The following is a 12917-nucleotide window of genomic DNA, read 5'->3' on the forward strand; positions in this document are numbered from 1 at the left end:
ACTACTTATCCGTCAGATTATAAAACAGCGGTGTAACTCTTTCTTGGGTCATTAAATTAAGCCAAATTTTATTACCGTCTTCATTAATGTCTTGGGTTTTTAACTCTATAATTTGACTTAACTCCAGCGCAGAGATCTCCCCCTGAACCACCAGGTTATTTAGCATAAGGGCAAAAGCTTCAATTTTAGCCACCCGATATAATCTATCTTTAATATGACGATCGCGCTCTTCCAGCAATGGATTACGGGATTGACCGCCGCTTATCAATATCTCATCCTGCCAATCGGCAAGCGAGAGCTTCTCCGGCTCGACTGCCTGAAGCGCCTTCACATCAGTGCTCTCAGCGTCTACGGCTGAGATACAAAAGCGGGCTGGGATAAGAGTTTCAGCTATCATATAGGCGTCATCATTCGATTGGCTGGTGCGTGATTTTTATTATAGTGAGGTTCGTTGACATTATCATGGAGCACTTTTAAAATCAAAAAAAGTGGAGAAAACCATGAGCGGTATTATTTATTTTGTGATGATGTTGCTGTTGCTCACCGTCATTATTTTATTTTTTATGTATGGTCAAAATAACGAAACATCTGATACTGATAATGAAACGGCTACTCCGGCTGTCGCCACACCGCTGAGCAAAGACGAAGGTGAAAATCATTTCGCCGGATTGATGAGCACCATTACCCCGCCATGGTATTGGCGTATTAATCATGAGTATATCGATTTTCTCCAGTCTACGATTAAGCGCATGTCGATTGATGAATTAAAAGAAACCCCAGGCCTATTTGAAGCGCAGGAGCGTTGCCGCGATCTCAATGGCGCGGTCTACGAGTATTACGACGAGATTAAACGACGTTGTCTGAAGGGCGAGCAGGTAACCTTGGGCGATCCGGTGGTGACAAGCCTCCAGCAGTGTTACCAAGAGTTTGCTCAAGAAGCCTATCCTGAGCTGGTTGCATTGGTTTGGCCAGACTACCATCGACCGTTTATCCGTCCCCATGATGTGTGATTTTTGCTGTTGATATTATGTTGCAGGGTTGCGATATAATGGCGCGAATTTGACTTCAAACAGGACATTTTGTGGAACGCTTTCTTGAAAATCTGATGTACGCATCGCGCTGGATCTTGGCCCCGGTTTATTTTGGCCTTTCGCTGGCGCTGCTGGCTTTAGCAATCAAGTTCTTTCAGGAGATCTTTCATATTCTGCCTAACATTCTGAGTCTGGCAGAAGCGGACCTGATTTTGACCCTGCTGTCGCTGGTGGACATGACGCTGGTCGGCGGACTCTTGGTGATGGTGATGTTCTCGGGCTATGAAAACTTCGTCTCGCAGATGGATATCAACGAGGGCAAAGAGAAGCTCAACTGGCTGGGCAAGATGGATGCCACTTCGCTGAAAAATAAGGTGGCGGCGTCGATTGTGGCTATCTCCTCCATCCACCTGCTGCGCGTGTTTATGGATGCTAAAAACGTCCCAGACAATAAGCTGATGTGGTACGTCATTATTCACCTGACCTTCGTGCTTTCGGCGTTTGTCATGGGTTATCTTGATAGCCTGACGCGCGCGAAGAAGCACTGAGTCCGTCTTTGATGCCCGATGGCGGCGATGCCTTATCGGGCCTACAATCACGTCGCATATCGCATATCGCATATCGCATATCGCATATCGTAGGCCTGATAAGCGCAGCGCCATCAGGCATCTTCTTCCGTGCGCCTTACTTATCCGACGACGCCTGCCACAGATTCAACTGTCCGTCCGCCACGTGTTTATCAATCTGCGCATGTTCCTCAGCGGAGAAATGCAAATTACCCAGCGCCTGTACGTTCTCGGCAATTTGCTCAGGGCGGCTTGCGCCAATCAGCACCGACGTCACGCGGTTATCTTTTAGCAGCCAGCTCAGCGCCATCTGCGCCATCGACTGCCCGCGCTGCTGCGCCATCTCGTGAAGTAGCCGCAGGCTGTGCAGATTGCTTTCGCTCAGCATATTTTCCGTCAGACCACGCGCCTTTTTGCCTTCGGTCTGCATCCGTGAGCCGTCTGGAATACCGTTTAGGTATTTACCGGTCAACAGACCCTGCGCCAGAGGCGTAAAGGCGATGCAGCCGACGCCATGATGCTCAAGGGTGTCCAGCAGGCCGCTCTTATCAACCCAGCGGTTAAGCAGGTTGTAGGAAGGCTGATGAATTAGCAGCGGAATTTTCCACTCGCGCAGCAGCTCAACCATCGCCTGGGTGCGTTCCGTTGAGTAAGACGAGATGCCAATGTACAGCGCTTTACCGCTTTGCACTGCCTGTGCCAAAGCGCTCGCGGTCTCTTCCATTGGCGTTTTCTCATCGACTCGGTGAGAGTAGAAGATATCGACGTAATCAAGCCCCATACGCTTAAGGCTTTGGTCGAGACTGGCCAGCAGATACTTACGCGAACCGCCAGAACCGTAAGGCCCAGCCCACATGTCGTAGCCCGCTTTGGTGGAGATAATCAACTCGTCGCGATAACCGGCAAAATCTTCTCGCAACAGACGACCAAAGTTCTCTTCGGCGCTGCCCGGCGGTGGGCCGTAGTTGTTGGCGAGATCGAAGTGGGTTATTCCGCAGTCGAAAGCTTTACGCAGCAAGGCGCGCTGCTCGTCGAGAGCCTGAATGTGGCCGAAGCTGTGCCATAGACCGAGTGACAGTGCGGGAAGCTGTAGGCCGCTGCGGCCACAGTAGCGATACTGCATATTTTCATAACGGGCTGGGTTTGGTTGCCAGGCCATAACATCTCCTTTCATTTTTGAAACGCTGTTTCCACAATACGACGTTTCTGCTTTCCTGCCCGTTGGAGAGATCACACGGGGAGAAAAAGTCCGCTTTGTGCCTCTTTATGGGTAGCTGGCAAATAGCGCTAGCCATCGCTCAAAATATCGCTATATAATTTTATATATAACGATTGAGGGAGTGTACGATGGACAACCATTTTGGTAAGGGGCTTATTGCGGGGATGAAAGCTCCCTATGCAGACAGCGCGCAGAAAGTTGTCGGTTTTTGTACCGATTATAAACGCGGCTTTGTGCTAGGCTTTTCGCACCGTATGTTTGAAAAAACCGGCGACCGCCAACTGAGTGCCTGGGAGGCGGGGATTTTGACGCGCCGCTATGGGCTGGATAAAGAGATGGTGATGGACTTCTTTAAAGAGAACGATTCCAGCACCACCGTACGCTATTTTATGGCGGGTTACCGGCTGGAAGGGCAGTAAAACCGGGCGCTAAGCACCCGGCTGAACAGGATCACTGCTGACGTTTATCTTCAGTGTTGTTGTCAAAATCGCTGGCATCATGACGCTCATGCAACTGCTCGTTTAACGGGCCATTGGTGCGGTTGACGATACGACCGCGCTTCACCCCCTCGCGGCTGGCGACATCCTGCGCCCAGCGCATCACGTTTTTGTAGCTCTTTGCGTCAAGGAATTCATCCGCGCCGTACACGTTGCCCAGCACGACGTTGCCATACCACGGCCAAATAGCCATATCAGCGATGGTGTACTCCTCACCGGCAACATAGCGACCGCGCCCCAGTTGTTTATCCAGCACGTCGAGCTGACGTTTAGCTTCCATCGTGAAGCGGTTAATAGCGTACTCGATTTTCACCGGCGCATAGTTATAGAAGTGGCCGAATCCGCCGCCAAGGAACGGGGCAGAGCCCTGTAGCCAGAACAACCAGTTTAGCGTTTCGGTACGCCCAGCCGGATCTTTTGGCAGGAAGTGACCAAATTTCTCCGCCAAATACAGCAGAATGTTGCCGGACTCAAACACGCGGGTTGGCGCCGCGGTGGAGTGGTCGCTCATTGCCGGAATTTTTGAGTTTGGATTCACTTCGACAAAGCCGCTGGAGAACTGATCGCCTTCGCCAATGCGGATTAACCACGCGTCGTATTCCGCCTCTTTAACGCCAGCTGCTAGCAGCTCTTCCAGCATGATGGTGACTTTCTGGCCGTTTGGCGTTCCCAAAGAATAGAGCTGCAGCGGATGCTTGCCGACCGGTAGCGCCTGTTCATGGGTTGCACCGGAGATTGGGCGGTTAATGTTGGCGAATGCGCCGCCGCTGCTTTGCGTCCACTCCCAGACTTTGGGTGGCTGATAGGTGTTCTCTGACATAATCGCTCGCCTTATTTTGATGATGTAGTGAAGTAGTTTATACCCGTCATACTTCAAGTTGCAGGCGCGTTGGCGGCGCTCGTTCACCCGAATCACTTACTCAAGTAAGCTCATCGGGATTCATTCGCTTGCCGCCTTCCTGCAACTCGAATTATTTAGGGTATCGCAGCCCCAGACAAAAATCCGCGCTGCCTGAACGCTGACGTTGCCATCACTCGGGTGTATGATTAATCCACTTTTGTCGGATAAATTTCAACGTTCAGGCGTTTAAACCGCACGGGATGTTTGAGGAAGGTTCATGAATACGGGAAGTACCAATAGTGACGCCCCATTTGGCACGTTGTTGGGGTATGCGCCGGGAGGCGTTGCCATTTACTCTTCGAATTACAGCAGTTTAAAGCCAGGTGACATGCCTGACGACGCATCGTTTCGCAGCTACATCGACAACGAATATATGGGCCACAAGTGGCAGTGCGTCGAGTTCGCCCGCCGCTTCTTGTTTATCACCTACGGATTTGTCTTCACCGACGTGGGCATGGCCTACGAAATCTTCTCGCTCCGCTATCTGCGCCAGGTGGTGAACGACGCCATTCTCCCGCTGCAGGCTTTCGCCAACGGCTCCCGTCGCCCGCCGCTCGTCGGCTCGTTGCTCATCTGGCAAAAGGGCGGTGAATTTAATGAAACCGGCCACGTCGCGGTCATCACCCAACTGCTCGGCAACAAGGTCCGTATTGCGGAACAAAACGTGCTGCACTCGCCGCTGCCCGCAGGGCAACAGTGGACCCGTGAGCTGACTCTTGAAGTCAACAATGGTCATTACACCCTGCATGACACCTTCGATGACACCACTATTTTGGGCTGGATGATCCAGACCGACGATGCACGTTTTGGTCTGCCACAGCCGGCCATTGCCGGTGAGGCTCTGAAACTTAGCGGCGCGCGTCTTGATAATCACGGCCAGTTTGATGGCGAATGGTTGGACGAACGCGACACGCTGCAAAAGGCGTACGTTGCCGCCAATGGTCACGTCATCAACCGTGACCCCTATCAGTATTTCACCATGACGGAGAGCGCGGAGCAGGAGCTGATTAAGGCGACCAACGAGATGCACTTGATGTATCTCCACGCCACCGACAAAGTCATGCGTGACGACAACCTGCTGGCGCTGTTTGATATCCCGAAAATTCTCTGGCCGCGTTTACGTCTGTCATGGCAACGCCGTCGCCACGACATGATCACCGGTCGGATGGATTTCTGCATGGATGAGCGCGGGCTCAAGGTCTATGAGTACAACGCCGACTCCGCTTCCTGCCATACGGAAGGCGGGCTTATCCTCGAACAGTGGCTGAAAACCGGCTATCGCGGTACTGGCCATAACCCGGCAGAAGATCTGTTGGGCGAGCTGGTGGGCGCGTGGAAGCACAGTCTGGCAAGGCCATTCGTGCACATCATGCAGGACAAAGATCTTGAGGAGAACTATCACGCGCAGTTTATGCAGCGTGCGCTGACCCAGGCGGGCTTTGAATGCAAAATTCTCTACGGCCTTGACGAGTTGCGTTGGGATGCCGCCGGACAGCTGACGGATGGCGATGGGCGTTTGGTCAACTGCGTGTGGAAAACGTGGGCGTGGGAAACCGCCATCGAACAGGTTCGCGAAGTGAGCGAGGATGAGTACGCAGCGGTGCCGATTCGTACCGGCCATCCGGATAATGAAGTCCGTCTGATTGACGTACTGCTGCGCCCGGAAGTGATGGTCTTTGAGCCGTTATGGACCGTTATTCCTGGCAACAAAGCCATTCTGCCAGTGCTGTGGTCGCTGTTCCCGAATCATCCGTACCTGCTGGATACCGACTTTGAGGTGAGCGAACACCTGGCGAAAACCGGCTATGCCATCAAACCGATTTCCGGTCGCTGCGGTAGCAATATCGATCTGGTTAGCGGTCATGATCAGCTGCTCGATAAGACCAGCGGCAAATTTGTCGACCGGAAAAATATTTACCAGCAACTTTGGTGCTTGCCAAACGTGGCGGGAAAATATATTCAGGTATGTACCTTTACCGTTGGCGGTAACTACGCTGGCACCTGCCTGCGTGGCGATGACTCTCTGGTGATTAAAAAAGAGAGCGATATCGAACCGCTTGTGGTGGTAAGAGATAAAGAATAAAGGCGAGTAGCCCTGTAGGCCGGATAAGGCAACGCCGCCATCCGGCAGCTATGTAGGCCGGATAAGCGTAGCGCCATCCGGCAATCAGCTCTGCGGCGCCTGATGGCGCTGCGCTTATCAGGTCTACGTTAAAAGAAAGCCTGCAACAAACACAACAACAAGACAGAAAAGGAAAATACTATGCACGACAGGCGCCTCGCCGTCCGTGCGGGGGAACTCAAACCCTCCGCTGTCCGCGAACTCTTAAAACACAGTAAATTGCCCGGCGTGATTTCTCTTGGTGGCGGCATTCCGGCCCCGGAGCTTTTTGATACCGAAGGGCTAGAGCTGGCGGTGCAGAAGGTGATGAGCGAACGCTTCAACGACGCATTCCAGTACGGTCTGACCGAAGGCTACCCACCGTTGCGCCAAGCGGTCAGTGAGCTGTGCCAAGCGCGCGGCGTGGCCTGTCAGGCAAGTCATGTCTACATTACCTCTGGCTCACAGCAGTCACTGGATATCGTGGCCCGCACGCTACTCGATCCGGGTGATGCCATTGTGGTTGAGCGTCCGACCTATCTGGCGGCGCTGCAAGTGTTCCAGCTGGCACAGGCCAATATTCTCAGCGTCGACACCGACGACAACGGCATGCTGGTGGAACAACTCGCCGAGCTGCTGACCACTACCACCGTAAAGGCTGTGTATCTGGTGCCGACGTTTGGTAACCCAGGCGGTAAAACCCTGAGTGACGATCGTCGCCGTCGCTTGGTGGAGCTGGCAAAGCAGCATGACTTCGTGATCATCGAAGACGATCCGTACGGTGAAATCAGCTTTACGGATGAAATTCAGCGTCCGCTGTATCAGCACGCCGTTGAGTTGGGTTGTGAAGATCAGGTGGTTTATACCTCGACGTTCTCCAAGATCCTCGCACCAGGAATGCGCATTGGTTGGATAGTGATGCCGGACTGGCTGGCGCAGCAGACGGTTATCGTCAAGCAAGCCGCTGACCTGCATACCAACATGCTGTCGCAGGTGATCACCACTGAGTATCTCGGCATGAACCGTCTGGAAAACCAGATAGCGCTGATTCGTGAAGACTACCGCAAGAAGTGCGATGCGCTAGCGAACGCGCTGGAAAGCCGCTTGGGCGAACATCTGGAGTTCAGCCGGCCAAAAGGGGGCATGTTCTTGTGGGCGCGTTTCCGCTATCCGTTCGATACGATGCAGTGGTTGAATAAGACGCTGGAGAATGGCGTGGTGTATGTACCGGGTGAAGCGTTCTATAACGACAATCCGGATACCCGCACGCTGCGTTTATCCTACTCGACCGTGTCGCAGGAAGGGTTGATGACTGCCGTGGAACGTCTGGCGAAGTCGCTGTAATTCTTCATGTTCCGCGCCATTCTCGGCGCGGAACGCTATCCTTTTTTACTCCGGTTCGGCAATTTTATCGTCAAGCCAGACCAGCATCAGCGACGTCAGAATGGCGACAGCGGTGGCGCCAATAAATAACCACATAAGAAATTCCTCAGCTGATTCTTCTTTTTATTCTGCGGCTCATTAACGTCTTCGCTTTATTCATCGTCGACATCGTAGGGCCCAGTAAAAAAAACAGCGATGAACATAAAAGTTTGTGCGTATCAGATCAACCCCATTTTTTTTGTGGTGCATGCTACTTTCCGCAAACGATATGCCACCTGCAGAGCGCAATGGCCTAACCCGTTGAGTGTAGACGCGCTGTACCTCGTGAAGGGGAAATCATTATCACAGGGAAATTGCTACCGTATTCGTTATTGAAACAGCCTACAGAATAAGCGGCAATAATGAATAATGGTGTTCAGGGGATAAACGGCTATCAAGGGCCTGCGGGTGGATGGGGCGCGGTAAAAGCCGTTACTGCGTCGGTGTTTTCACAAAAGGCCGTTGCGCGCGATATTATCGCCATGTTCAGGATGAACCAAGTCAAAGGTTTTGACTGTCCAGGCTGCGCGTGGCCTGACCCTGAGCATCGTTCATCGATGGAGTTATGCGAAAACGGCGTCAAGGCGGTTTCCTGGGAGACCACCAGTAAGAAGGCGTCGCCGGAATTTTTTCGTCAGCATTCGGTCGCGGAGCTTTGGAAATACAGTGATTTCGAGCTGGAGAATATTGGCCGTCTGACGCATCCGATGAAGTATGACAGCGTCACTGACCGCTGGCAGGCGGTGGAGTGGCGGGTGGCTTTTGCGGAAATCGGCGCGCGTCTGCGCAGTTATGATTCTCCGGAACGGGTAGAATTTTATACCTCCGGACGTACCTCCAACGAAGCGGCCTTTCTCTATCAACTGTTCGCCCGGGAATACGGCAGCAATAACTTCCCTGACTGTTCCAACATGTGCCACGGGCCAACCAGCGTCGGATTGACTCAATCTATCGGGATGGGGAAAGGGACCGTCGAGCTAGATGATTTCGCGCATTGCGATCTGGTGATTTGTATCGGTCATAATCCAGGAACTAATCACCCGCGTATGCTGACCACGCTCCGGGAAGTGGCGCAGCGCGGCGCACGTATTATTTCCATCAACCCGCTGGCCGAGCGTGGGCTTGAGCGATTTAGCTTCCCGCAAAGCCCAACCGACATGCTTAAAGGCCAATCCACCGTTCTCAGCAACGATTACTACCAGGTCAAAATTGGCGGTGACAGCGCGCTGCTCAAAGGGATAATGAAAGCGTTGATCGAGATGGATGAAGCAAGAATGCTGCTGGGCCAGGAGCCTTGTCTCGATCGCGCGTTTTTGGCCGATCATACTCAGGGCTTCCCGGCGTTGTATGACTCGCTGCATCAGTGCCGCTGGGCTGATCTGGAGCAGGATTCGGGGCTTACGCGCAGCCAGATGGAAGATCTGGCGTACCGCTATGATAAATCGAATGCGACGATCGTTTGCTACGGTCTGGGGATCACCCAACACAAAAACGGCACTGACAACGTTCAGCAGCTGATTAATCTGTTGTTGCTCAAAGGCAATATCGGAAAACGCGGAGCCGGTATTTGTCCTCTGCGCGGCCATTCTAATGTGCAGGGCGACCGTTCTGTGGGGATTAATGAAGCCGCGCCGGAAGCGTTTCTCCAGCGCTTGGAAGCGCATTTTAATATTCGAGTGTCGCGCAAACATGGCCGTTCAAGCGTCGAGAGCATTCGCGCTATTGAAAGGGGCGAATCGCAAGCGCTTATCTGTATGGGTGGCAACCTCGCGGTTGCGATGCCGCAGCCACAGCGTACCTTCGAGGCGATGAGAAAGCTTGATCTGCAGGTCCATGTCGCCACCAAGCTCAACCGTTCGCACCTGCTGCTGGCAAAGCACAACTATATCCTGCCAGCGCTGGGTCGAACTGAACGCGACATCCAGGTGACGGGGATCCAGTCCGTCACCGTTGAAGACGCGATGTCGATGGTTCATGCCTCCTGCGGGGCGCTAAAACCGGCCTCGCCGTGGCTGAAATCTGAGCCACAGATTGTCGCTGCCATGGCGCGAGCCACCTTGCCGCACTCGCCTATCGAGTGGGAGGCAATGTCCGGTAACTATGATTTAATTCGTGACGCAATTGCCGAGGTGATCCCAGCGTTTGCCCATTACAATGCGCGCATTGATAAGCCCGGCGGTTTTCGCATGGATACACCGGCTTCACGGCGCGAATGGCACACCGCAACCGGTAAGGCCAACTTTGTGGTCAGCGGCCAACGTGCCGTTGAACGCGACAAGCATCCTGCCGATGCGCTGGTGCTGGCGACGCTGCGTAGCCACGATCAGTACAACACGACGATCTATGGCATGAACGATCGCTATCGCGGCGTAACTGGGCGTCGTGACGTGGTGTTCTTAAGCAAGACCGAAACCGATGCGCGCGGTTTGGTTGAAGGGGACGTCGTTCATCTTCAGGCGCTGGATGGCAATGGTCAACCCGACGCTAAGCGCGCCATGTACGGACTGACGGTCGTGGTTTACAGCATGGCTGCCGGATCAATTGGCGCCTATCTGCCGGAGGCTAACGTATTGCTGTCGCTGGATGCGGTGGATGTGCAAAGCCTGACCCCAGCCTATAAGAGCGTCCCGGTTATCATCAGCAAAGCGTAAATCACAATGCATCATTCTGCGTGGCCATGTTAAAAGTGAATGGGCTCGCAGAATGATTGTTAACAGTTTTCTCTGCTTCCACGCATAGGGCATGGCCCGCTTTCCCTTTCTCATCCCCGCCTTGGCTGACAACATTGCCGTTGGGCGTTATTTATACCCCCAATGGCGCATCCGTTCGACCAAATTATTACCTCTGAATGGCTAGTTTATTGCCGTCATTACCATTGAGATCAATTTGTATATTTTACGTAGAACCACGTTAATTGATTTAAATCAATTAACCAATGTGTAACAATTAAGTTAAATTATGAGTCTGAGCATAATCTTTACATAACATTACAAATTTTCAGCGGAATTTAGTAATGCTAGTAAATTTCTATTATTGGAAAAATCCTAAAATTAAATTGTCTATTTGCTTGATCTACCTGTTTTTAATAAATAATTGATCGATCAAGGCGATCTATATCCATTAAATTAATAGATGATAACTATCAGTAGTGTATAATTGATCGATTTTGACGATTTATTGAAGCTGTGTATATAATCCTCGGGCGTTTCGGTGATAGGGTTTTAGCATTATGGAATGTGGTGCTAAATAAAATCTGACCAGGATGTTGGGGTAATATATGAGGCAATGTATTATCTCGGATAACAGCTTTTTCCTTTTAGCGTTACAAGATGATGAAGTTATCCAGGATGGTAACGTTTCAATAATCCACTCCTGGCAATTACAGTCGCAGTGTTACTTGCGAACATCGGCAAGCGATGTGATTGTACTTTATATTTCTGACGTTGTAGAAAGGCACCGTGTATTGAGTTTGTTAGCTTCGCCTAATTCTCACTGCCGGATCATACTGTTATACAAGATGGATGTTTCTTCTGGATATGTTTTTCAGGGGCCATTCCCATGGCTCATCCCAGAGAAGATAGGCTTTACGGAGCTGTACTCATGCCTCTATGAGGCAAGTGAATCTATTTTCAATCAGAGAGAATTCTCTGAGCGGGAGCTTATTGTCTTTCGTTATTTCTGTGAAGGATATTCCGTATCACAAATAAATGAAATGGCGGGATTCAATGAGAAGCATATCTATTATCTAAGGCAAAAAACGAAAAAGATGTTTGGTCTTCGGGGAAATAACGCAGCCACAATGTCATTTTATCTAGATATCTCCAAGTTAAACCGGAGATGGTGATTCTACTGGCTGATAGCGAGATCTAATTGCTATTGCGGCGCGTTGGCCTTGGCATTAACGACTCGTGTACGGCAGATAATTTATCTGGCGTCAGGGGCCAGCATTGCTTTTAACAAGATGAGAATGACATTCTCAATTAATAAGGAGTTAGTTTCATGGGAATTAATAAAGCCGCATTAGTGGTTTTCTCTGCTCTGTCTTTGGCTTCGACGGCGGCATTGGCGGCGGATACCACCACGGTTAACGGCGGTACGGTGCATTTTAAAGGTGAAGTGGTGAACGCAGCCTGTGCGGTTGATGCGGGTTCTGTCGATCAAACCGTACAGATGGGCCAGGTTCGCTCGGCAAAACTGGCCACGGCGGGTAGCACTAGCTCGTCTGTTGGTTTCAACATTCAGTTGGATGATTGTGACACCAGCGTGTCGACTAAAGCATCCGTGGCGTTCTCCGGTAACGCTGTGGACACCACCAACAATACCGTTCTGGCTCTGCAGGGTTCTGCCGCGGGCAGCGCAACCAACGTTGGTGTACAGATCCTCGATAACAAAGGCACCCCTCTGGCACTGGACGGCGCAACCTTTAGCGCCGCGACAACCTTGAACGATGGCACTAACGTCATTCCGTTCCAGGCGCGCTACTTTGCTACAGGCGCAGCAACAGCGGGTACCGCTAACGCCGACGCGACCTTCAAAGTGCAATACGAGTAATACCTTTGGCATGGAAGCCCTGTGAGCCAGGACGGCTCGTTATCCGCGATGGAACGGAGATGACAACAATGCAAAAGGTAAAGCTGGGGCTGATATTGCTGCTGCTGCCAACGGCTGCGCTGGCGGGCAATCGCTGGAACGTAACGGTGCCCGGCGGCGGAATGCGTTTTCAGGGCGAGATTATTGCTGAGGCCTGCAGCGTTGATGCGGGCGATCGCCTGATGACGGTGAATATGGGGCAAATCAGTAGCCAGCGATTTCACGCGGCAGGGGAAGACGCCAGCCCAGTCCCTTTTGACATCCATCTGTTGGATTGCAGCACGGCGGTTAGCCAACACGTTGGCGTGAGTTTTCACGGCGCAGCCGATGGCAAAGACCCCGACGTGCTCTCGGTAGGAGAAGGGGCGGGGATCGCCACCGGTATCGGTGTCGCTCTGTTTGATAGCGACGGCAGCCAGATCCCGTTAAACGGTGATCCCATCAGTTGGGCGAAGATTTATGACGGCCCCACCACGCTGCACTTTGTGGCGAAATATCGCTCCACGGAGCGTCAGGTCACCGGTGGCACTGCCAACGCGCAGGCTTGGTTTTCGTTGACCTACCAGTAACACATCAGCATTCAAACCGAA

Annotated in this window: 11 protein-coding genes; 8 read left to right on the forward strand and 3 right to left on the reverse strand. The window is 52.1% G+C overall.

What is annotated here, in order from left to right:
* Nucleotide 1: 1 nt before the first annotated feature.
* Nucleotides 2–397, reverse strand: coding sequence for a hypothetical protein (locus tag AB4K05_RS01200; protein ID WP_368478242.1), 396 nt, complete (start codon nucleotides 395–397; stop codon nucleotides 2–4).
* A gap of 103 nt (nucleotides 398–500) precedes the next feature.
* On the opposite strand from AB4K05_RS01200, the gene AB4K05_RS01205 reads away from it, so the two are divergent.
* Nucleotides 501–1010, forward strand: a complete 510-nt coding sequence (locus tag AB4K05_RS01205) for an ESA_00282 family adhesion-associated protein (protein WP_368478243.1) — start codon at nucleotides 501–503, stop codon at nucleotides 1008–1010.
* A 71-nt stretch (nucleotides 1011–1081) separates the two neighbouring features.
* Entirely contained in the window at nucleotides 1082–1579 is a 498-nt protein-coding gene (locus AB4K05_RS01210) for a TIGR00645 family protein (RefSeq protein WP_368478244.1), read from the forward strand.
* Nucleotides 1580–1715: 136 nt separating this feature from the next.
* On the opposite strand, the gene AB4K05_RS01215 is transcribed toward AB4K05_RS01210, so the two are convergent.
* Complete coding sequence (locus AB4K05_RS01215; protein WP_368478245.1) at nucleotides 1716–2756, reverse strand: aldo/keto reductase; 1041 nt, start codon at nucleotides 2754–2756, stop codon at nucleotides 1716–1718.
* Nucleotides 2757–2944: 188 nt separating this feature from the next.
* On the opposite strand from AB4K05_RS01215, the gene AB4K05_RS01220 reads away from it, so the two are divergent.
* Nucleotides 2945–3235: a DUF2623 family protein gene (locus AB4K05_RS01220; protein ID WP_368478246.1), complete on the forward strand. Its 291-nt coding sequence runs from the start codon at nucleotides 2945–2947 to the stop codon at nucleotides 3233–3235.
* Between the two features lie 31 nt (nucleotides 3236–3266).
* Here AB4K05_RS01220 and yghU read toward each other — a convergent pair whose 3' ends face one another.
* A complete protein-coding gene (yghU, locus tag AB4K05_RS01225; protein WP_368478247.1) occupies nucleotides 3267–4133 on the reverse strand; it encodes a glutathione-dependent disulfide-bond oxidoreductase in 867 nt (288 codons plus the stop codon).
* 298 nt (nucleotides 4134–4431) lie between these two features.
* On the opposite strand from yghU, the gene gss reads away from it, so the two are divergent.
* From gss to AB4K05_RS01250, 5 genes are all read left to right on the forward strand, one after another.
* A complete protein-coding gene (gene gss / locus AB4K05_RS01230) occupies nucleotides 4432–6297 on the forward strand; it encodes a bifunctional glutathionylspermidine amidase/synthase (RefSeq protein WP_368478248.1) in 1866 nt (621 codons plus the stop codon).
* A gap of 180 nt (nucleotides 6298–6477) precedes the next feature.
* A complete protein-coding gene (locus tag AB4K05_RS01235) occupies nucleotides 6478–7659 on the forward strand; it encodes a PLP-dependent aminotransferase family protein (RefSeq protein WP_368478249.1) in 1182 nt (393 codons plus the stop codon).
* A 440-nt stretch (nucleotides 7660–8099) separates the two neighbouring features.
* The gene (locus AB4K05_RS01240) at nucleotides 8100–10388 is read left to right on the forward strand and encodes an FdhF/YdeP family oxidoreductase (protein ID WP_368478250.1); all 2289 of its coding nucleotides are present in this window, start codon (nucleotides 8100–8102) and stop codon (nucleotides 10386–10388) included.
* A gap of 1348 nt (nucleotides 10389–11736) precedes the next feature.
* On the forward strand, nucleotides 11737–12288 hold the full coding sequence (gene fimA, locus AB4K05_RS01245; RefSeq protein ID WP_368478251.1) for a type 1 fimbrial major subunit FimA: 552 nt from the start codon (nucleotides 11737–11739) through the stop codon (nucleotides 12286–12288).
* Nucleotides 12289–12356: 68 nt separating this feature from the next.
* On the forward strand, nucleotides 12357–12896 hold the full coding sequence (locus AB4K05_RS01250; RefSeq protein ID WP_368478626.1) for a fimbrial protein: 540 nt from the start codon (nucleotides 12357–12359) through the stop codon (nucleotides 12894–12896).
* Nucleotides 12897–12917: the final 21 nt, after the last annotated feature.

This window comes from Kluyvera sp. STS39-E, assembly GCF_040932435.1.
In the GTDB taxonomy this organism is placed as follows: domain Bacteria; phylum Pseudomonadota; class Gammaproteobacteria; order Enterobacterales; family Enterobacteriaceae; genus Kluyvera.